General features: G+C 68.0%; 22 protein-coding genes. 4 read left to right on the top strand and 18 right to left on the bottom strand.

All coding sequences use genetic code 11. The features are described 5' to 3' along the window. Positions 1–58: 58 nt before the first annotated feature. The 15 genes from RNL97_RS29835 to RNL97_RS29765 form a co-directional block, all read right to left on the bottom strand. Positions 59–1,018, bottom strand: a complete 960-nt coding sequence (locus RNL97_RS29835; protein ID WP_192806640.1) for an amidohydrolase family protein — start codon at positions 1,016–1,018, stop codon at positions 59–61. A 59-nt stretch (positions 1,019–1,077) separates the two neighbouring features. Continuing rightward, complete coding sequence (locus tag RNL97_RS29830; RefSeq protein ID WP_151510139.1) at positions 1,078–1,854, bottom strand: HpcH/HpaI aldolase family protein; 777 nt, start codon at positions 1,852–1,854, stop codon at positions 1,078–1,080. Beyond that, on the bottom strand, positions 1,851–2,696 hold the full coding sequence (locus RNL97_RS29825) for a cupin domain-containing protein (RefSeq protein WP_151510140.1): 846 nt from the start codon (positions 2,694–2,696) through the stop codon (positions 1,851–1,853). Before RNL97_RS29825 ends, RNL97_RS29830 begins: the two co-directional genes overlap by 4 nt. 5 nt (positions 2,697–2,701) lie before the next feature. Next, on the bottom strand, positions 2,702–3,607 hold the full coding sequence (locus RNL97_RS29820; protein ID WP_151510141.1) for a VOC family protein: 906 nt from the start codon (positions 3,605–3,607) through the stop codon (positions 2,702–2,704). A gap of 38 nt (positions 3,608–3,645) precedes the next feature. Further along, positions 3,646–4,131, bottom strand: coding sequence for a nuclear transport factor 2 family protein (locus RNL97_RS29815; RefSeq protein WP_151510142.1), 486 nt, complete (start codon positions 4,129–4,131; stop codon positions 3,646–3,648). A gap of 84 nt (positions 4,132–4,215) precedes the next feature. Continuing rightward, entirely contained in the window at positions 4,216–5,124 is a 909-nt protein-coding gene (locus RNL97_RS29810) for a LysR family transcriptional regulator (protein WP_151510143.1), read from the bottom strand. A gap of 481 nt (positions 5,125–5,605) precedes the next feature. Continuing rightward, positions 5,606–6,010 carry a hypothetical protein gene (locus RNL97_RS29805; protein ID WP_151510144.1) on the bottom strand — a complete coding sequence of 135 codons (405 nt, stop codon included), beginning with the start codon at positions 6,008–6,010 and terminating at the stop codon, positions 5,606–5,608. A gap of 103 nt (positions 6,011–6,113) precedes the next feature. Continuing rightward, entirely contained in the window at positions 6,114–7,886 is a 1,773-nt protein-coding gene (locus RNL97_RS29800; protein WP_151510145.1) for a relaxase/mobilization nuclease domain-containing protein, read from the bottom strand. Continuing rightward, entirely contained in the window at positions 7,886–8,551 is a 666-nt protein-coding gene (locus RNL97_RS29795; protein WP_151510146.1) for a plasmid mobilization protein, read from the bottom strand. Before RNL97_RS29795 ends, RNL97_RS29800 begins: the two co-directional genes overlap by 1 nt. Then, positions 8,548–8,772 carry a hypothetical protein gene (locus tag RNL97_RS29790; protein ID WP_003972986.1) on the bottom strand — a complete coding sequence of 75 codons (225 nt, stop codon included), beginning with the start codon at positions 8,770–8,772 and terminating at the stop codon, positions 8,548–8,550. The genes RNL97_RS29795 and RNL97_RS29790 overlap by 4 nt, the downstream gene beginning before the upstream one ends. 102 nt (positions 8,773–8,874) lie before the next feature. Next, entirely contained in the window at positions 8,875–9,942 is a 1,068-nt protein-coding gene (locus RNL97_RS29785; protein ID WP_151510147.1) for a DUF2637 domain-containing protein, read from the bottom strand. Further along, complete coding sequence (locus tag RNL97_RS29780) at positions 9,939–10,505, bottom strand: WhiB family transcriptional regulator (RefSeq protein WP_151510148.1); 567 nt, start codon at positions 10,503–10,505, stop codon at positions 9,939–9,941. The genes RNL97_RS29785 and RNL97_RS29780 overlap by 4 nt, the downstream gene beginning before the upstream one ends. A 115-nt stretch (positions 10,506–10,620) precedes the next feature. Then, positions 10,621–11,328 (bottom strand): ATP-binding protein, encoded by a 708-nt coding sequence (locus RNL97_RS29775; protein ID WP_151510149.1) that lies wholly within the window; start codon positions 11,326–11,328, stop codon positions 10,621–10,623. Next, complete coding sequence (locus RNL97_RS29770) at positions 11,328–12,347, bottom strand: hypothetical protein (RefSeq protein ID WP_151510150.1); 1,020 nt, start codon at positions 12,345–12,347, stop codon at positions 11,328–11,330. Before RNL97_RS29770 ends, RNL97_RS29775 begins: the two co-directional genes overlap by 1 nt. Before the next feature lies 1 nt (position 12,348). Beyond that, entirely contained in the window at positions 12,349–12,672 is a 324-nt protein-coding gene (locus RNL97_RS29765) for a transcriptional regulator (protein WP_151510151.1), read from the bottom strand. A 424-nt stretch (positions 12,673–13,096) separates the two neighbouring features. Here RNL97_RS29765 and RNL97_RS29760 point away from each other — a divergent pair, with 424 nt between their 5' ends. Further along, entirely contained in the window at positions 13,097–13,543 is a 447-nt protein-coding gene (locus RNL97_RS29760; protein WP_151510152.1) for a Secondary metabolite protein, read from the top strand. Between the two features lie 42 nt (positions 13,544–13,585). Here the strand turns inward: RNL97_RS29760 and RNL97_RS29755 are convergent, their stop codons facing one another. Next, positions 13,586–14,431: a helix-turn-helix domain-containing protein gene (locus RNL97_RS29755; protein ID WP_151510153.1), complete on the bottom strand. Its 846-nt coding sequence runs from the start codon at positions 14,429–14,431 to the stop codon at positions 13,586–13,588. Positions 14,432–14,871: 440 nt separating this feature from the next. Between RNL97_RS29755 and RNL97_RS29750 the strand changes: the two genes are divergently transcribed. The 3 genes from RNL97_RS29750 to RNL97_RS29740 are packed head-to-tail and all read left to right on the top strand — an operon-like array spanning position 14,872 to position 17,685. Next, positions 14,872–15,321: a regulator component gene (locus RNL97_RS29750; RefSeq protein ID WP_225994810.1), complete on the top strand. Its 450-nt coding sequence runs from the start codon at positions 14,872–14,874 to the stop codon at positions 15,319–15,321. Beyond that, the gene (locus tag RNL97_RS29745) at positions 15,318–16,502 is read left to right on the top strand and encodes an MAB_1171c family putative transporter (protein WP_151510154.1); all 1,185 of its coding nucleotides are present in this window, start codon (positions 15,318–15,320) and stop codon (positions 16,500–16,502) included. The genes RNL97_RS29750 and RNL97_RS29745 overlap by 4 nt, the downstream gene beginning before the upstream one ends. A 4-nt stretch (positions 16,503–16,506) precedes the next feature. After that, a complete protein-coding gene (locus tag RNL97_RS29740) occupies positions 16,507–17,685 on the top strand; it encodes a cytochrome P450 family protein (protein WP_151510155.1) in 1,179 nt (392 codons plus the stop codon). A 182-nt stretch (positions 17,686–17,867) separates the two neighbouring features. Here the strand turns inward: RNL97_RS29740 and RNL97_RS29735 are convergent, their stop codons facing one another. Further along, positions 17,868–18,224: a P-loop NTPase family protein gene (locus RNL97_RS29735; RefSeq protein WP_225994811.1), complete on the bottom strand. Its 357-nt coding sequence runs from the start codon at positions 18,222–18,224 to the stop codon at positions 17,868–17,870. Between the two features lie 21 nt (positions 18,225–18,245). Beyond that, the gene (locus tag RNL97_RS29730) at positions 18,246–18,377 is read right to left on the bottom strand and encodes a P-loop NTPase family protein (RefSeq protein WP_264158801.1); all 132 of its coding nucleotides are present in this window, start codon (positions 18,375–18,377) and stop codon (positions 18,246–18,248) included. Between the last annotated feature and the right edge of the window lie 195 nt (positions 18,378–18,572).

Genomic DNA, 18,572 nt, shown 5'->3' with positions numbered 1-18,572 from the left:
GATCCTCCTGGATGGATGTCGCGCCCCGAGGACGACCGGGGCGGAAGGGTTGGACCGGTCAGCCGTTGGCGAGCCGGGGAAACAGCTGAAGCGCGGTCTCGCGTTCGATGGACACACGCTGGACGTCGTCCAGCGCGTCGGACTTCACCAGGTGCTCGATGTTGCGCGCGATGAAAGCTTCCGGCGCAGCCCCGTAGTCAGTGCCGAACACGAGGTGGTTGGCATCGGCGACCTTGAGCGTCGGCAGGAGCGAGTGCGGGCTGGCAGCCAGCGCGACCTCGTAGTAGAGCCCGCGCAGCACCTCCTCGACGTGCTGTGCGTCGATGTTGGCGTCGCCGGGGCCCTGCCCCATGCCGAGATGCTCGGAGATGCGCCATGCAAGGGTCGGGAGGACTCCGCCGTTGTGGGCCAAGATCAGCTTGAGACCGGGGTGGCGCTGGAAGACGCCTGTGAGGATCGCGTTCGTGACGTTGCGCGCCGTGTCCATCGGGAACTCGATGAAGGATCCGACCCGGCCCAGGTTGAGGTCCGCAGCGTGGATGCAGTCGTTCGGGTGCATGAAGACCGGGACCTCACGTCGAGCCAGCTCCTCGATGACGGGCTCCAGGAACGTGTGCCCCAGGTAGGTCCCGCCGACGTTCGACGACTGCGCGATGCCGTCGAGGTGCAGGACGTCCAGGGCGTACTCGATCTCCTCGAGCGCGGCGTCCGTGCTGTTGAAGGGCAGCGTCGCGAAGGCGCCGAAGCGACCGGGGTGCGCGCTGACGACTTCGGCGAGCGTCTCGTTGAGCTCTCGGATCAAGGGGGCCGGGAACTGTGGGTCTACGGCGTTGCCACGGAGGCTGAACGGCAGGGAGAGCATCTGCGTCTCGATGTCGTGGCGGTCCATGAAGTCGATGGCATCCTCCGCCGACCAGAACTTGATCGGGAAGTTCTCCGGGATGAGCCCGGCCTCCTTCAGCAGCCTGAAGCTGACCTCGCCCATGTAGTGGCTGTGCACATCGATACGACTGGCCATGTTCGGCTCCCTTCCTCGCTCTGGTTCGTTGATCGTTTCTGCGCGGGTACGCAGTGAGTTCATGTGCCCGCTACCGGGCCTTCGGTCTCGTCGCGCACGGCATGCACCAGGGCGCGGGCGGATGCTCCGAGAAGGGAGGCATCATTGCTCGCGAGCACGAGGCCGAAGCCTCGTTCCGCCAGTCGCGCCGCCGTGGCGGCGTGTGCGCCGGTCGCGACGGCGCAGGGGACGCCGTGCGTCAGACACTGCTCGAGGGCGGTGTGCATGTACGCCGCCACCTGCGGGTCATCCATCGCCACACCGAGTGACATCGACAGGTCGGCGGCACCCAGGAGCACACCGTCTGCCGCCTCGTGCTCGAGGATCTCCGGTAGTGCGGCAAGCCCTGCTGCGGACTCGATCTGGATCACGACGCAGGCGTCGTCGCCGCCGGCGAGATACTCCTGCGGGCCGCGCAGGTTCCACGCGCCCGCCCTGGTGGTCGGGCCCATCCCCCGACGTCCGCGAGGTTCAAATCGCGATGCGCGTTGCACCGCGACCGCCTCCTCCAGCGAGTCGACGTGCGGGACCACGATGCCGAGAGCCCCGAGGTCGAGGCACCGTTGGATCCACGACGGCGAGTGATCGGGCACCCGCACGAAGGGGATCAGGCCGCGGCCCAGCGCGACGCTCACGAGCGCGGACGCCGTCTCGATCGACAGCGGCGAATGCTCCAGGTCGATCACGACCAGGTCCAGGCCTGCCTCCGCCATGAGCTCGACGGACTCCAGAGCGGGGAGCTTGACCCACGTGCCCAGGGCGGCACGATCGCCGGGCAGGCGGGGGAACCCGTTCATGACACCGTGACGGAGTAGTTGCCGGCGTTCAGCACCCAGCCCCTGTCGATGAAGTCGCGTCGCACAGGGCAAAAGATGTCGACCAGGCGGTTCATGCCCTGGCCCACGGCCTCACTCGTGTGGACCATCGGGGGCGGGATGATCGTCACCGACGGGCTCCCGATGCTGCGGTGCTCGTCCTCCCGCCACTGGTTGCGGTTCGGACCCCAGGGCGTGCGGAGGTGGTGCACCCACTCGCCGTCGAGCGCGAGGGAGCACTGCTCGAAGTCGTCGTGGTGGTGCGGCGACAGGGCCTCCGGGTCGCGCGGCCCCTCCTGGAGGGGCAACAGGTTCACCAGGAACGTCTCGGACTGGAACATCGTGCCGAACCGGCCCTCTTCGGGCGGGTGGTCCGACAGGAGGAACACCTCGGGACCGTTCGCTGCCTTGACCCGCTCGGCGACGACGACGCCGGCCACGCGAGGATCCGCGCGCTGGTAGCTCGCGTTGTTGACGGCGCGGGCGGCACCGCGCGCGTCCCGGATGTCGGCCAACCTGATGAATCGCATCGATCGGCGGGTCGCCACCTCGGCCGTCCCCTGGGGAAGAACAATGACCGCTGCCTCGGTGACACGGACCTTCTGGCCGTCGAACGTGATGGCGAGGTCACCGCCATCGTCCGGCACGATCAGCACGTGCTCGACGTCCGAGTCGTAGACCATGAGGTCCGCGGCCTTCGCCTCGACGTAGTCGAGCACGTAGTTCTGACCGCGCGACGACCACGACCTGCCGCCCCCCTCGGTCGGCGTCGGAGGCTCGCTGTGGAACTCGACGTACTGGGGTGCCGAGATCGCTGTGGTCACGTCAGTCACGCTTCGATACGGAGCGTCGCGGGGGAGCTCACGTCGACACGCTGCGCCATCCAGGCGTCAGGGACGCTGGAGCCCCACTCGTCCACGCCTCGCGGGTCGTCGAGAGGCCAGACCTGTGGGCCGTTCCAGCGCGGGTCCTGGCCGATCCGGATCATCCCGGTGCCCAGCTCGACCATCACGCCGGAGACGTCGTTCATATACGCGAAAATGCTGCCGCCGGTGCCGTGGCGTCCCATCCCCCACACCAGGAAGTGCGTGTCGTCGACGAAGTTGTCGACCCGGTCCACGATCTGCTCGGTGGTGTCGTACTCGTAGGAGATGTGGTGCAGACGGGTGTCCGGGGACCGTAGAACGGCGACCCCGTGGTGGAGGGCGCCGTCGACGGGACAGTGCAACCAGCCGATCAGCGGCTCTTCGACGCTGCCGATCCAGTCGGAGTTGCGCATGCCCAGGTCGACGAAGAAGCGGATCAGCGAGGCCGGATCGGGCGTTCCGATGTTGAAGTGCGAGAAGTGCGCCGGCTGCGCGAGGCGCAAGGCGGGAGCGGCGTCGACGGTCTGCAGGGTCGAGTGGATCAACAGACCGATCTCGCCCGGCGCCTCAAGGAGGTGGGCGGTGTCGACACCTGCGTGGTCGATCGGCCCGTGGTCCTTAGCCCCTGCCGCAACGGCGCGCGCGACGTCGCTGGCCACGTCGTCGGACTCGAAGTTCAGCGTGTGGAGCGAGGTGGCTCCGCTCTGCGACGCGACGAGCACCAGATCATGGTGCACGGAGCGCGCTCGCAGGTAGGCCCTGTCCCCGGTGCGCTCCGTCACGGTGAGACCGATGTGTTCTTCGAAGAACCCGATCGAACTCTCGATGTCGGGCACTTCCAACGTGATGGATGAGACGCGCGTGATCATGGTGATTACCTTTCGTCGGCGCTCAACGAGGCGCGAGCCTAAGGCTGGGTAGGAACGGCGAGCTCGGCGTCCGAGCTCAAGAACTGAGTGGTGAGAATGCGACTGACGATCAGCAAGCCGTCAGGGGTCGCGACCACGTGGTCGCGCACGTCGGCGACCGAGACCGGCTCCGTTCGCGATCGCGGCGCGTAACCGTCCTCGGCGAAAAGGCACAGGGACGACATAACCTCGGCGTGGTCGCCCGTGCTGCTCAGCACGTGAACGTTGCTGGCGACGTGCCGGCTGACTCGCGGGCCCCGAGCACGCCGCGCGGCGTACATGGCCTCGATCTCAGCGGGTCCGTGGAATCGCGCGGCATCGAACCCCAGCACACCGTCCGCCGTGAAGAACCGGTGCGCGTTCGCGGCGCCGCGGTGGTCCACGTCGAACCAGTACGCCGCCGAGAGGTCGGTCACCGCCTGACTCGAGATCATGATCAACCGCCTGAGTGATGTGATGTTCAACCCACGGGTGCGGGCCTTCATCCATCCTCAGGTGTGCTCAAGGACACATCAACGAGCATCTTGACCGTGATTGATCGGCGGCGCCGAACAATGCCTCCGCGCTCGTCAGGCTGCGGCGATGACCTCGGTGCAGACGGCTCGAAGTGCGTCGAGCAGCGTGCTGACCTGCGGTGTCCTCGGCGAGGACATGACGATCGCGCACACGTTGAGGTCAAGGCCCTCACCAGTGATCCGACGGAAGACGAGGCCGGGCACACGGTTCAGGTGGGCGGCGAAGACGGGGTGGATGCCGATCCCGTACCCCTGGGCGACGTACACCGAGACGATGTCGTAGTGGGAGACCTCGATGACGGTGTCAGGGTCGAAGCCTGCTCGCGTAAAACCATGCTTGAGGCGGGCGAAGGCGGTCGGATTGTCCGCGCGAGGACTCACCAGCATCTGGCGGTCGGCCATGTCGGCCAGATCGATGGGTGAGGAGTCCTGCGCCAACGGATCGTCCTCACGCATGATGGCCACCAGCGGCGAGGCGACGAGCACGACCTTGCTCATCTGGTCGCTGACGGAAGGCTCCCAGCAGAGACCGACGTCAATCGCCCCCGACTGCAGCGCCACGATCTGCTCGCGGGTGTGCATCGTGATCGGTCGCCAGGGCGCTGGAGCAACCGGGCCAGGCGCGGCCGAGAGCTGAACCAGACCCGGCAGGAGTGCCTGACCGAGCTCGGGGGTGTGTCCAAGCCGGATCTCTCCTCGGTGATGCCCGTCCGCGACAGCCTTGCCGTACGCCTCGTAGAGAGCCGAATAGGCAGGCCGCGTGGTCTCGAGGACGCGATAGCCGAACTCGGTGATCGACACCCGGCGCGTCGTGCGGAAGAAGAGGCGCTCGCCCATAACCCGCTCCAAGCGAGCCACAGCCTCACTGACACTTGCCTGGTTCAACCGCAGAGAGGCGGCCGCTCGACCGAAGTGAAGCTCGTCCGCAACCGCGAAGAAGATCTCCATGTCGCGCAGATTCATGGGCCATCCTGTCGCACCAGTGCCTCGAGGCGATCATCGTACCGTGGTGGTGGCAGCCCACCCGGTCACGACATCTGCCGCCGATCGTTCCTCCACTTCACACAAACACCGACCAGCACCGGTGTGGCACATCCCAGGCTGTCTTTGGCTCGAGCGTGTCATCCGCCTGACCGCGGTCGAGGCACAGATGGGGCGCGCCGACCTGGCCACCACGCACCGCTGCGTGCACTAGCTCGGCACGTCGTCGCGTGCTTCCCGCCGAGGGCGAGTTCATCGGATCATGTCCGAGAGCGATTGCCTCGCAGTGCGCCTCAAACCCGATCGTCACCGTGCTCAGATCCTTCCGGATATTGAACGACGTTGTGACCCTTGTGCCGTCGGCGGTCCTATCGAGGGTCGTGCCATGACTCGGAACCCTTACACGGAATCGAGTCTCCACCTCACCCGGGGCGGTTCATTCTATGCGCTGCAGCAGCACTCGTTATTCCAGGTAGATGCCGACGAAGACTCCGTCAAACCCAAGCGCGGCCAAGCCCACCTCGACACTCGGGTAGGTCGTCCCGTGCGGGCCGCCGACCAGGGCGTCGAAATCGGCGCGGCTGATCTCGGGCTCGAGCCACTGGTTGCCGCACCGGCAGCGGACCCAGACGTTGCGCCCGTGGTTGATGAGCAGCCAGTCGCGTCGGGCACGGCAGGCGGAGCACATCACAGGGATGCCCCCGCGAGCGAGTTCGCGTGAGTGGCCGACGCAGCGAATCGCCCCAGGGCCGTCGGCTGGCCGCGTCTCGGCCTGGAGCTGCAGCAGGGGGTGGGTGCCAGTGGGGAGGACGGGCAGCGCGGGTGCCGGCTCCGTGGTGTGGGTGGTGGTTCTGAGCACGAGCGTCATCTCCCGGTTGTTGGTCCCGTCTTCATCCGTAACAGCCGGTGGAACCGGCTGTCCATAAATTCGCAGCGTCCGCTCGGACGGGTCTACGTCCGGTTCGACGTGGTCAGCGACGTGGCGAGCGGCGGTTGGGGTCTTGAGCAGTTCCGAGCGGTACGGCTGCCGTCGCGTTTCGTTCACTGGTGCGGCTGCTCGGCGTGGTGGCCTGGCGGGTGGCGGCCTGCGGACGACGGGCACCGTCACCCGGGTGTGCCGGGAGCTGGGCAATGCGCCGCAGGCGCCAGACCAGGACGTCGTTCACGTCATCGGCGCTGTCGAGTTCGCGCATGTCGATGGCCTGGCGCAGGAGGGCTTCGGAGTCGTGGCCTGCCCCCTCGGCCTGGGCGAGGGTGGCGACCAAGGCGTCGGTCCTCGCTTCCGTGCCTCCTGCCCGTACGACCTTCTCGGGCAGGACGGCACGAAGGGTGGCCTCGTGCATGAGGCGCTGGGCGCCAGGAAGGGCGCGGCCTTGGTCGTGCAGCATGCGCAACGGGGTGGCGGCGGCCTGCCGGTAGGCGGTGCGCAGGTGCGCGGCGGCTTGTCGGGAGGCGTGGGCCTGCTGGGCGTGTCCGCGGGCGGAGTGCCAGCGGGCGGCGGCGAGGGTGACGAGGACGAGGGTGGAGGCGAGCATGGCGGTGGTGCCGCCGTCCTCGCCTCGGCCGAGCGCCCCGCCGGCCTGGACAATGCCTCGGGCGGCTGAGCGGAGGGCCCGGGTATCGGCGCGTTCGGCGCGGACATGACTGCGGGTTGCCCGTTCGAAGGCGCGAGCTGCCGCGGCCAGCTCGGCGCGGGTGGTGGCCGGTGAGGTCTGGGCCACCGCGTCGAGAAGTTCTCCGACGCCGACGAGCTGGGCGGCGGCCTCGCCGTCCTCGTCGCTTTCCAGGAGCGTGGCCGAGCGCTCTGCGATGACGGTGGCGTTGCGTCGTTGACGAGCGGGCGGTGACCAGTTCGTCCGGTCAGCGGCGACCGCGGGCGCGCTCGGTTCGGCGGCCTCGTCGGTGAGGCGTAGGCGGATCTTCGGAAGGGAGAGGTCGGGGGCCAGTTTGGAGCCGGGGTACCAGATCGGTTCGCCGTGGCGGTTGCGGTCGCCGGGCAGGGCGACGTTGTAGCCGAGCGCGTCACCGGACGGAGCGTGCCGCAGCTTCACCCGCACCCCCGCCTCTCGGAGCCGCGTGAAGAACTCCTCCTCCGAGTCCGCTCCCGCCACGGCTCGACGAACGACCTCACGAAGCGTCTCGCGCGAGGTCTCCGGGCGGCCGGTGCGCTCGGCCTTGAACCTCTCGGCGCTGCTGGGATTCTTCGCTGCGGTTCCGTCACCGGCGTTCAGGCGCCGCAGGCCCATCTCCTGCTCGATGCGGCGGCATTCGGCCTGGGCCTTGTTGAAGTCGTAGTTCAGGCGCGGGTTGCGCAGGTCACCACGTACGAGGGTGGCGACGATGTGGATGTGGTCCTCCGCGTGACGGACGGCGATCCACCGGCAGCCGTCGGGGTCTCCGGCCGGGGCGATGCCGGTGGCGTGGACGATGCGCTGGGCGACGGCGTTCCACTCCTCGTCGTCCAGCCGCCGGTCCCCGGGGGCAGTGCGGACCGAGCAGTGCCAGACGTGCTTGGCGGGCGCGCGGTCGCCGGCCTGCTTGACCCGCAGGTCCAGGGCTGCGGTGAGCCGGGCGAGGGTGACCTTCGGGTCGGGGTCGAGGCCGGTGTCGCGGCCGGGGTCGGGGGCGAAGCCGTCCCAGGAGCCGACGACGTGCGCGTCGGTGTGCTCCTCGCGCCGCCCGGGGCCGTACAGGTAGACAAGGAGGCCATGGGTGCGGGAGCCGCGTCCGATGTCGGGAACCATCACAGCCGCCGGGTCACAAGGTCGTTCGCCGCATCATCGACGCGAGCGAGAAGTCCGGTCAGCGCGCCCAGCGCGTGCTCGAAATCACCGGCGCGCGGGTGGCCACCGCTGTTGAGGACGAAGGCGATCTGGTTGATGTTGTTTCCGATCCGGGCCAGCGCGGTACGCAAGGCGGCGAGTTCGTCGATGGCGGTGTCAAGCTGATCGTTGCTGTGCATGGCGGCGCGTCCGCGGGCGGCGCTCAGGCCGGAGACGGCGAGGAAGCGGGCGACGGTGACGCCGCGCTTGGTGGCGGCCTCGGCGATCTCGGTCTTCTCGGTGTCGGAGAGGCGGGTGGTCGTCTTGCGGGTGCGCTCGCTGGGGTTGCGGGTGCGGCGGCGCGGTTTGCGGTCGGGGTAGGCGGGCGTGCTCGGGCTCGGCTGCTCGCGGTGGTCGTCGCGGTCGGCTTCTCCCCCGGTGACCGGCGCCCCCTGGTGCCGGTTGCCCGGCTGGTCTCCGTGCGCCCTCGCTCGGGGGTCAGCCGTGCTTCCTCCGCCCTCCTGGGCGGGGGCAAGTGCGTACGTCGGGCCGTAGGACCGTCGTACGCGATAGCTTGCTCCGCCAGGAGCCGTGGTGGGGTCACGCTTCTGTCCAGCGGAAGTGGCCACCGGGTCGTTGGTGTTCACCGGCTCGTCTCCGGGTCCTGCTGCTGGATTTCGCGGACGAGTTCCTCGATCCAGTCCATGGCCAGGACGGGGTGGTGCAGGGTCCAGGGCCGGTCGTGCTGCTCGCGTTGCACGATCCAGGTGGTGTCGGGGCCGGACTGGGCGCGGTGGAGGTGTCCGTGCTGGTGCAGGACGGTCAGCCAGGAGTCGACTTCGGCGGGCGTAGCCGGGTGAGTGCGCATCGGGTGCTCTCCGCTTCTGCTGTGGCGGGATGTCTCGAAGACGTGCGGAGCGGGTGACCGGCCGGGGTGACCGACTCGGTCACCCACTCCGTGGAGGTTCGGTCAGGGCCGGGAGGAGGTGACCGGCTGACGGTGCTGCTCGCGCAGCTGGGCCATCAGGGCGGTCAGGGTGTCGCTGGACAGCGGGATCTGTTGACCTCGGATCGCCTGGGCGACCACCTTGCGGGTGAGTTTGTCCTCGGCCCTGACCGCCGACCGGGCGATCTTCAGCAGCTCCTCGGTGTCCGGGTCAGGACGCCGGTCACCAGTCGGCTGAGCAGCCCGGTCAGTGACCGGCGGCGAGGTGACCGGCGGGGCACTGACCGCCGCCGGACTGCTCTGGCCATCACCGACCGGGGCAGCGCCGTCGGGGCGGTCAGCGCCCGTCCGCCCCTTGTCCACCTGTCCCGGCAGGTCAGGGGCACCGTGGCTCCGGTTGGGGTGGTCGGTGACCGACTGGCCGCTGGCCGCCGGGGTCGAGTCTCCGGTCACTGACCGGATGGTGGTGTCCTCGTTGATCGGGGACAGCGGCAGCCGGTCGGTCAGAGCGGTGACCGACTGACCGGGCTCGACCTGACCGACCGCTGACCGCTGCTGACCGGCCCGGTCGGTCCGGGTGACCTCGATGGCCTCGCCCCGGTCAGTCTGACCGAGGTGACCGGGCTCACCGAGGTTCTGTCGGTCAGCGTCCGTGACCGGGCCCCGGGCGATGAGGATGTAGAGGTGGACCGCTCCGGCCAAGGCCAGCGGGGCGATGGTGGAGAGCACCGCGACCACCGCGTCGCCGAGCCGGAGGCCGGTGCCGGCGACCGTGTCCTGGTTGATGCGGACCGCGTGGAGCGCGTTCGCCCAGATGCTGGCGGCGGTGGCCGTGCCGAAGAGGGCCCAGACGTAGAGCCGAGCGCGCAGCGGTGCGTCCCGCAGGACCAGGAGGGCTCGGATGCCGTAGGCGATGAAGCCGTCGATCACCAGGGGGAACAGGTAGGTGAGGAAGCCTCGGATGTGGATGGCGACGGCCATCTGTTGCAGGGCGTCGTACGACAGGGCGCATCCCGCGCCCCCGAGGGCCACGACAGCCGCGCGGTCCCACCCGGATATGTGCGCCGTCTTCGGCGCGCTCGCGATGTTCATGCCGCCGTCCCGAAGTCGTCGCGGATCAGGCGCTCGCCGCTGGTCTCGGTGGGTGGGGTGTTCGTCTTGGGCTGGTTCAGGGTTCGGTTGCGCTCGGCCCGGCGGATCTCGCGGTATCGCTTCTTGGCGTGCTCCTCGGTGACCTTCAGAAGCCAGGCCAGGCGCTGCTCGCTCACCCCGTGGCGGTAGGCCGCGTACTCGACCGCGCGGCGCTCCGTATGGGTGAGGTGCACGTCGCGCCCGGCGATGGTGGCGTTGACGCGGCTGTAGTCGAGGCGGCTGGCGAGCTTGTCGTGCAGCGGCCCGCGTTCCTCTTCCGTCAGGCCGCCACGGATCCCGTCGGTGTCACCCCCTTCGAGAGCGGCGTCGAGGCAGGTGCGGCGAACCGGGCACTGGCCGCACAGGGCCTTGGCCGTGGCAATCTTGGCGGTCTCGTCGGGTTCGGGGAAGAAGACTTCGGGGTCCACCGGGCTGTACTCGGTGCTCTGGCAGATGGCATCGGCCTGCCAGGTCTGGTCGCCGAGCTGACGGTGGTGGGCAGGGCTGTTCATCGTGCTGGTCATGCGGGGTGCTCCGATCGCTCTCCGCGCGCAGGGGCGTCGGCGGAGAGGTGCGCTGGCGGTAGGCCCCCTCGGACGGCGCTGCGGGGCGCGGTCCGGCGGGGTGGCCTGTGGGGAGTCAGGCGGCGGCGCTGTGGCGTCTGCGGTCGACGGCCTCGAACTCGACTCGGGCGGTCATTTGCGCGAGCCTGCTGGCGACGCGATCCCCGAGGTACGAGCGCAGGTCCTTGATCGCCAGGTTGGTCGTGATCAGCGTGGGGAGTTCGTAGTTGTACCGCCGGTTGATCAGCCGGTACGTCACTTCCTCGACCCACTCGCTGGCCTTGGCCGCGCCGAGGTCGTCGATGACCAGCAGCGGGCACCGGCTGACGGCCGCCAGCTCCCGCTCGCTGTCGACCCCGGGCCGGGGGCGAAGATCGGCGTAGAGGTCGGCGGCGGTGGTCGCACGCCAGCGCACGCCGACCCCGCTCTCCACGAGCGCTCGGACCGCGCCGTACGCCTGGTGTGTCTTGCCCGCGCCGACGACTCCGGCCATCAGGAGGCTGGGCCCGGTGGTGACCTGCCGCCGGGCTCCACGGCTGGGGGCGACGGCCGCTTCGGTGACCTTCCGGACCCAGTCCAGGACCATCGGGTGGTCGGCGACCGCCGACTGGTAGCGCGGGGGCATCCCGGCCAGGAGGGCGTCGAGCGGGGAGAACGGCTCGGGGTCGTCCGGGAGCGCGGCGGCGGCGGCCGGGTCGATGTTGCGGGCGGCCAGGATCCGGGCCATGCGCTCCAGGGTGCCTTCGTTGCCGAGGAGCTGCGGTTCGCGGTGACGGGTGTGCATCACAGCTCCTCGGCGTAGGCGGCAGACGCATTGGCCGGGTTGGTCCAGGCCTGGTGGGCGGGCACGTTAGGCCGGATTCCCGGCCGCGCCAAACCGCCGGGGCGAGCGTTCATCGCCTCGTTGACCATGCTGGTCAGCACGCTCGGGTGCTTCGGGTTGGCCGTGAAATTCGCCAGCCCGGCTCGGATGTGCGCCGGTGCGATGCCCTCGTCCAGGAGCTTCTTGATGATCCGCCCGAGGTGCCCGATCACGTCGCTCGGGGGGCGCTGGTCGCACCCGGCGACGTACTCCCCGACCAGGTCCTTGGCGGAGATGCCGGTTGCGGGCGCTGTGCGCCCCGTAGGGAGAGAAGATCCAGGATCCAAGATCCTAGATCCAGGCGCCGAGCCTTCGGGCAGGCTTCGGGGAAGGTTCGAGGAGTCCTCGGGGAATGCCTCCTGACCTGGGGTTTCCGCTCCGGAGCGGCCAGGGACGCCGACCAGGTGATCGGCGGCTGCCTGCCGGTCGGCCGGGGACACGATCACGCACCCGGAAGACGTCGAGGTGGCCTGGGCGGGCAGATCGAGGGGTCGGGGAAAGTTCGGCGAGGTCTCGGCGAGTCCTCCGGGAGTGGTGGGCGAGCCCTCGGTCTGCTTTGTGCAGTTGCCCTTGCAGGGGCCGCACCGGCCGGCAGCCTGGTGCTGCGGGCACGAGGGCAGGCGGGACTGGCTCGGCTTGTCGATCTTCTGGTGCTCGGACCAGGTCACGATGTGGAGGTAGCGGCGGCCGTCGCAGCCGGTGTACCGGCAGATCAGGCCGGCGCTCGCGAGCTGGTGGAGATCGTCCTCGACGTGGACCGAGGTGTGCTCGGCGCGCAGGGGCCACAGGAGCCCAGCGATGATCGCGGCGTTGTCGCGGTGCCGTCCGTGGTCGTCGGCCTGCGTGAGGAGGCCGAAGAAGGTCCGCTCGGCCTCGACGCTCACTTCGGCGAGCGACTCGGAGAAGAACGCCTCCGGCTTGATGGTGCGTATCCGGGCCATGTCAGCGGCTCCGACCGGCGGCGACCTCGCTGCCGGTGAGGGCAGCCCGCTGGATGTCGAAGGTGTGCGGCCGGGTCCAGTCCGCCTCCGGCCAGACCCGCAGGATCCAGCGCGCAGCGACCGTCGCCGTCGTCCGGCTCACCTCCAGGGTCTTCCCGCCCTCGTCCCGGATAGCGGCACGCGGGTGTGGCCATGCCCGGCTCGTGTCGGTGAGGCTGACTCGGATCGTGGCCGCGCCCGGGATCATCTCTGCGAGCTGAGCAGCGAGGCGGCACTGTCGTTCGGGATCCGGGCAGGCTGGGTTGACGCTCGGCGTGGCGAGCATGTGATACTCCGTTGTTCGTAGGAACGCGGTGCGGCGGTTCTCGTGCAAAAGCCCCGCCGCCCGCGAGATGTGAATCGATGCCCCTCGGGGTTGTCGGCCCGACGCCTCGGGAGTTGGTAGCTCCCGGGCGCCGGTCTCCTTCGCCCCTGCGGGCTCATGGCCCGTGTGCGTACATCACTCCTCCCCTCCTGGCTCACCCGACCGGTGATTCATTGCGCGGATCAGGACCATATGGCGAGCCCTGACACAAGTCCAGCCTCTCCACATACGCTGACCAGGCACTGAACACTGCACTGGATGACTTCAAGCGTCAACGTACACCGCAGTTGCGCATTTCCGTCAACTGCAATGTCGATACGCATAGCGCCCTGGTCATGATCACCACTGAAGTGGATACGATGGTGGGCATGACGAAGGGCTGGAGATGACCGAGAAGAACGAGCGCACCTTTGCGGAGCTGCTCGACTACTTGTTCCGGGAGGTGCACCCGAAGGGGCGCAGCCCGTACACGTACGCGGAGGTGTCTCAGGGCATCCGCGACACATCAGGCGTGACCATCTCCGCAAGCGCCATCCAGCAACTTCGAACCGGGACCAACACGAACCCGAAGATGCAGACCATCCGGGCTCTGGCCGGGTTCTTCGGGGTGAGTGCGGGCTACTTCTTCGACGAGGCGGAGGCCGAGCGGCAGCGCGCGGAGATCCAGGTGGTTGCTGCCATGCTCGACCAGGGGGTGCGCCGGGTCGCCTTGCGCGCCAACGGACTCAGCGCGTCCAGCCTGAACATGCTGAACACCGTGATCGACCAAGCCCGTCGACTTGAGGGCATGCCGGACGAGGCGGACGAATCAGGGCTGCTCGACGACGAGTGAGGACAGCTGGGTTTCATTCCGAAGCATGCCTCCTCCTGGCGCTCAGGAGCCGGCACCGCCTTCGTCGACTTCCATCAGCACGACCACCCGAAGGTGATCACTACGCATCGGCCGCAATGCGACGATGCGGATCGCGACCTCCCGCCCCTGGTGGTACGGAAGCCTGAGCCGGCGGAAGTCACCGTGGGAATGCTCGGCCATCTCGCGAAGCTCCCACATCTCCCGTGCGGCCGGAGATTCCATGAGAATGTCGCGCTCCAGTTGCCGCAGCGCCTCGTTCTCCGGGTGATGCGCGCGCTCATAGCGAATCTGCCCAAGAAATGGGCGCGCCCAGTCCTGCTCCCAGTTCACGAGTTGCTCGCGGGCCTCCGGGTCCAGAAGTGCCCATCTCATCTGATTGGCCCGGTAAGTGACCCAGGGGAACCAATCCACCAGTGGACCGTTATAGCCGATCACGTTCCACGCGAGGTCCGTCGCGAAGGCCGGATTGGGAGTCTGACCGTCCAAAAACCGCTGGAGTAGAAACTCGTCCACTTCCGCAGCCCTGTCCGCCTCCAGCACGACAGCAAGCGCTGGAGGGCGGCCGACGGCTCTCAAGTACAGCGCGCGACGCTCGGCGGGGCTCAGTCCGAGCACCGATGAGATCCGATCGAGGAAGTCGGACGAGTACTGGGCTTCATTGCCGCGCTCCAGCTCGCGATACCAACGCTCACTGACTCCAGTCAGGCGGGCCACGTCGCGCTGCGTGAGTCCGTCACCCCGGCGCCCCGTAGACACCAAGCCCGGGATTCGTCGAGGATTCGCCCGTCTACGCCACGCCCGTAACAGCTCAGGCAGGGACTCGCCGACGGGTTCACCACCTCCACCCTGCCCGCCCCGAGAATCCATAACGCGAGACTAGGGGCCGCTATTGAGTGACGTACACCACAACCTGCACGATATGCCTGGCGAATGATCATGAGTCAGTCATTCAGCGTAGTCAGACATAACGGGTAGTCGATCCTTCAATTACTCGCGACGTCGCACCCTCCACCCCGAGATAGCGAGCACAAACCCGCTCGGACCACGCTCGGGAAACTCGCCATCCACAGCTCCAGCGCTCCTCGCTATCACCCTTCGTAACCGGAACTCTCGGTTCCCGGAAGTGTGAGTTCCGCCTTCCGCTTGGCATCCTCATCGCTGTTACTCGCTAGCGAGTTGGCGCACCGCCGAAACCAAGGAGGGGGACTTGCGTGCCTTTGCCAGAAATCGACGAGAGCCGACTTCGCACATCATGTGAGGAGCAGGTTGACCTACTGTCCCTGCCACACCGCTTCAGCACGCGTGATTTGCGTGACGCGATAGCAGATCTCCGCGGCAAGCCGATCGTCATGGCGCCGCTGAATACGCTCGGCGCAGTCGACGCGCCATGTGGGATAAGGATCGAAACCCCGACGGTCGACCTCCTCTACTACGAGGAAGGTACGTCTATCCACCACCAGAGACACATCCTGACTCACGAGCTGTGCCACGTGTACTACGACCACCCGGGGAATCTGGAGGTCGACACGGACATGGCCCGCATCCTCGGTGTGAACCCCACGCTGGTGACGCGCATGTCCGGGCGCACGAGCTACTCGACGGCCGACGAACGGGAAGCGGAGATGATGGCGACGGTCATCCGCCAGCGGATCTACCGCGAGCGTGAATCTCCCTCTCTGCGGCCGAAGAAGGGGCCGGACAGCTGGGACGCACTCTTTGCCCAACCCATCAGGAAGGGGCGGTTCCGCTCACGATGAACACCGTCTTCCTCGGCATGGCATGCCTGCTCGCTGCGGCTTCCGGCTACTGGGTGCTCGGGCGAGGCACGCCACGTCCGACCGGGACGTGGGCCATGGGTGCGCTCCTCGCGTCGTTCGCCTTGGCCTTCGCCTCCTACGCACCGCTGTTCGAGGACGCTGCCGAGACGGCAGTACCGCACGTCGCCCGGTTGCTGAGCAACTGCGCCTCGGTGGCAGCCGCCACGGCAGTCCTGGCCGTCTCCTTCCAGCTCAACCTCGAGCCCGCAGAGGCACAGCGCCGGATCCGACTGCGCCTCTTCCTCCTCGCCGGGTCGGCCTTCGGCATGACCATCCTGTTCGCCTACGAGCAGATGGCCCACCGCTCTCCGCAGGCGTACGCGCTCTACCTGCTCCTGTACATCTCCTACCTGAGCTTCGCCGTCGTCGACTTCCTGGTGCAAGTCGTGCGCCAGTCGAAGTCAACGCGCCGCAGCAGCGTACGAATCGGCCTCCGGTTGGCAGCGGTTGGCTGCGGATTCGCGCTCGTCTACACGGCGTACAAGCTGACGCGGCTCCTCGATCTGGGTCTGGGTCTCCACCTCATACCCGACCACCCGGAATGCTCGTCACTCGTGACCATGCCGTGCATCTTCAGCGTGACCTCGCCAGCACTCGCCGTCCTCCTGATCTGCCTCGGCCTCACTCTGCCTGCTGTGGTCTACCCGCTCAGCCAGGCCCGCCGCCGCCGATGGGAGGCGCAGTCTTTCGAGGCGCTTGGCTCCCTCTGGCAGGACCTCTCAGCTGCGATGCCCGAGATCGTCCTGACCGCCGCAGACGATGCCCAGGACTCTTCGAATGACTCGGACTTCCTGCTCCAGCGGCGGGTCATAGAGATCAGCGACGGCAGCCTCGCCCTTCGGGCGTTCCGACCCCGTGCAGTACAGGAGGCGGCCCAGGACGCTTTCGGCACTGGGACAGAGGAACGTGCTGCGGCAGTCGAGGCGGCTGTCGTGAAGGCGGCGCTGGCCGGCTTGAAGACAGGCCGCGTCGCCGACGACGTCGCCCCGCCAGCCGCGGGTGCCGCCTCCCGGAAGGATCTGCGGGCAGCCACGGAGTGGCTCCTTCTGGTAGCTGACGCTTACGTCAACCGTGTCGGGCGTGTCAGAGACGATGGCCGACCAGAACTGGTTGGAGCCTGAGAGCATGACCGACCCGACGCAGGACCCCCGCTTTGCCCAGGACCCCTACCCCACGTACGCGGCTATGCGGTCCACGTGTCCGGTACAGCCCGTGCCCGCGGGCTCCGGCGGGCGTACCAGTTACCTCGTCACCGGCTACGCGGAAGCCCGGGAAGCCCTCAGCGACGCTCGGCTGTCGAAGGACACAGCCGCATTCTTCGCCGGTAAGGGCACACAGCGTCGGCTACACCCTGCTGTGGCTCACACCATGCTCGCCAGCGACCCACCGCAGCACACCCGGCTGCGCAAGCTGGTAACCAAGGCGTTCACGACCGGAGCCGTCACGGAGCTCCGTCCCTTCATTGCCCAGGTCACCGAGGAGCTGCTGGATCAGTGGCCCGTCGGCGAGCAGTTCGACTTCGTGGCCGGCCTCGCGGTCCCCCTACCGGTCCTGGTGATCTGCGAGCTACTCGGAGTACCCGAGGGAGACCGGTCCGACATCCAGCGCTGGTCCGCAAAACTGTTCACGGCGGGAAGACCTGACGTCGTCGACGCGGCCTCGCATTCGATGGCCGGTTACATGACCAGCCTTATCGCCGCCAAGCGCCTGTCCCCCGGTACCTCTTTGCTTGACCGGCTCATCTCGGCTCGCGACGGAGACGATCACCTGAGCGAGGAAGAACTGGTTTCTCTCGCGGTGCTGCTGCTCGTAGCCGGGCACGAGACCACCACCAACTTCCTCGGCAACGCCGTCCTGGCGCTGCTTCAGCACCCGGCACAGCTGCATCGTCTTCGGGAGAATCCAGACGACGTCCCTGCTGTGCTCGACGAGCTGCTTCGGTTCGAGTCCCCTGTCAGTACAGCCACATTCCGCTTCACCACCGAAGCGGTCAGGCTCGGCGGAACGGACATCCCGGCCGGTGTACCGGTGCTGGTCGCTCTCGGAGCAGCCAACCGGGACCCGAGACGGTTCCCCTCGCCGGACATTCTCGACCTGGAGCGAGACACCGCTGCCCATCTCAGCTTCGGCCACGGCATCCACCGCTGCGTCGGTGCTCCTCTCGCCAAGGCCGAGGCTGAGATCGCCCTTCGGATGATCCTGACGCGGTTCCCCGAGGTTCGACTTGCTGTTCCGCTTGATCGACTGGCGTGGCGGCACACCCGTCTCGTTCGCGGGCTCGCGTCTCTCCCAGTCCTGGTGTAGCCGATTGCCAAGCCCTCGGCAGACCGTCTGCTCGTCCCGACGCGGAAGCCATGTTTCTGCGTCGGGGCGAGCAAGATGCTGGCTCGCGCCAGATCTCAGGACGCTCCACCGCTATGCCATCGTCCGCGACAAACGGATTGGGCTCGTTCATCCCGCGCCCCCTGACCGGGAGCGTGGGCCAGTCAGGACTGCTCGGCGGCCACCTTCCGCAGCCAGCGGAGCGTCTGGCGCCGGTTGGCCAGCAGCACCACGTCGGCGCCGGCGCCGAACTCCTCGATCTTCGCCATCACGCGGGGTCGCATCTTGCGCCGGTACGTGGCGACGTACTTGATCACGCGCCAGTGGATGCGGTTGTGTACTCCCTTGCCCTTGTGCCCGGCCCCGTGCCGGAGCTGCCGGGAGAAGATCCCGTACAGGGCAGCCACGGTCGACACGTCCATCAGGACCACCGTGTCGCAGGCTTCGAGCCGTACCTGCAGCGTCGAGTTGTAGTTGCCGTCAATCACCCACCGCGGCTGCGAGACCAGCTCGCGCTGCACGTCGGCGAACTTGTCCCTGGGCTACGCGTTCCACTCGTCGTCGTAGAACGCGGCGTCCAGGTGCGTCACCGGGGCGGCGAAAATCCTGCCCAGCTCGCGGGCCACGTGGGACTTGCCTCTGCCTCCGCAGCCGACGATGGCGACCTTCCTCATGGTGCTCCAGCGTAGCGAGGTTGAGGTGATCGGCGAGCCAACTCCCGGGCCGTGCTGTGGCTGGCCTCTCACCTACCTGTTCAGTTCGGTGCTCAGAGAGCCCACTACCGACGATAGGCGTCGCCACGCGCCCTGGCTCCCCTGGTGCTCGACGCCGTGCAGGGTGGGCTGCTCTGGCTGCCCAAGCGTTACATC

Source organism: Streptomyces parvus, from assembly GCF_032121415.1.
In the GTDB taxonomy this organism is placed as follows: Bacteria; Actinomycetota; Actinomycetes; order Streptomycetales; family Streptomycetaceae; genus Streptomyces; species Streptomyces globisporus_A.
Note: the sequence above shows the minus strand (reverse complement) of the source record. Positions and strands in the feature narration are given on the sequence as shown.

Coding starts and splice junctions, on each gene's coding strand:
- RNL97_RS29835 (WP_192806640.1), bottom strand. CDS start 1,018: ATGGCCAGTCGTATCGATGTGCACAGCCACTACATGGGCGAGGTCAGC.
- RNL97_RS29830 (WP_151510139.1), bottom strand. CDS start 1,854: ATGAACGGGTTCCCCCGCCTGCCCGGCGATCGTGCCGCCCTGGGCACG.
- RNL97_RS29820 (WP_151510141.1), bottom strand. CDS start 3,607: ATGATCACGCGCGTCTCATCCATCACGTTGGAAGTGCCCGACATCGAG.
- RNL97_RS29815 (WP_151510142.1), bottom strand. CDS start 4,131: ATGAAGGCCCGCACCCGTGGGTTGAACATCACATCACTCAGGCGGTTG.
- RNL97_RS29810 (WP_151510143.1), bottom strand. CDS start 5,124: ATGAATCTGCGCGACATGGAGATCTTCTTCGCGGTTGCGGACGAGCTT.
- RNL97_RS29805 (WP_151510144.1), bottom strand. CDS start 6,010: ATGACGCTCGTGCTCAGAACCACCACCCACACCACGGAGCCGGCACCC.
- RNL97_RS29800 (WP_151510145.1), bottom strand. CDS start 7,886: ATGGTTCCCGACATCGGACGCGGCTCCCGCACCCATGGCCTCCTTGTC.
- RNL97_RS29790 (WP_003972986.1), bottom strand. CDS start 8,772: ATGCGCACTCACCCGGCTACGCCCGCCGAAGTCGACTCCTGGCTGACC.
- RNL97_RS29785 (WP_151510147.1), bottom strand. CDS start 9,942: ATGAACATCGCGAGCGCGCCGAAGACGGCGCACATATCCGGGTGGGAC.
- RNL97_RS29780 (WP_151510148.1), bottom strand. CDS start 10,505: ATGACCAGCACGATGAACAGCCCTGCCCACCACCGTCAGCTCGGCGAC.
- RNL97_RS29775 (WP_151510149.1), bottom strand. CDS start 11,328: ATGCACACCCGTCACCGCGAACCGCAGCTCCTCGGCAACGAAGGCACC.
- RNL97_RS29770 (WP_151510150.1), bottom strand. CDS start 12,347: ATGGCCCGGATACGCACCATCAAGCCGGAGGCGTTCTTCTCCGAGTCG.
- RNL97_RS29765 (WP_151510151.1), bottom strand. CDS start 12,672: ATGCTCGCCACGCCGAGCGTCAACCCAGCCTGCCCGGATCCCGAACGA.
- RNL97_RS29760 (WP_151510152.1), top strand. CDS start 13,097: ATGACCGAGAAGAACGAGCGCACCTTTGCGGAGCTGCTCGACTACTTG.
- RNL97_RS29755 (WP_151510153.1), bottom strand. CDS start 14,431: ATGGATTCTCGGGGCGGGCAGGGTGGAGGTGGTGAACCCGTCGGCGAG.
- RNL97_RS29745 (WP_151510154.1), top strand. CDS start 15,318: ATGAACACCGTCTTCCTCGGCATGGCATGCCTGCTCGCTGCGGCTTCC.
- RNL97_RS29740 (WP_151510155.1), top strand. CDS start 16,507: ATGACCGACCCGACGCAGGACCCCCGCTTTGCCCAGGACCCCTACCCC.
- RNL97_RS29730 (WP_264158801.1), bottom strand. CDS start 18,377: ATGAGGAAGGTCGCCATCGTCGGCTGCGGAGGCAGAGGCAAGTCCCAC.